This window comes from Pelomonas dachongensis (genome assembly GCF_043555865.1).
GTDB classification, from domain to species: domain Bacteria; phylum Pseudomonadota; class Gammaproteobacteria; order Burkholderiales; family Burkholderiaceae_C; genus Pelomonas; species Pelomonas dachongensis.
Window position 1 is genome coordinate 1 of the sequence record NZ_JBIGHY010000080.1, and the last position, 225, is coordinate 225.

Annotated in this window: 1 pseudogene; it reads right to left on the reverse strand. The window is 65.3% G+C overall.

What is annotated here, in order from left to right:
- Positions 1-10: 10 nt before the first annotated feature.
- Positions 11-225 (reverse strand): annotated as a pseudogene (locus ACG02S_RS26490) (hypothetical protein); the annotation flags it as partial.

Consider the following 225-nt stretch of genomic DNA (forward strand, 5'->3'; position numbering starts at 1 on the left):
CAGCGGCGGGTCATGTCTGGTGAAGCACCGGCTGACGCGATAGTTCGGGATTGAAGTTCATGGCGCTGTTGAATCCCGCCATAGCCGCTGCCAGCAAGGCCGTCCATACGGCGGTCAAGGCCAAGTAAACGTGCTTTAGGCCGCCGGCCTGCAGCTGGCGCCGCAGCGCCCGCAGCAGCCAGCGGATGTTGAAGCCGGCTGCGCACAGCACCGCGTGCAGAGCGT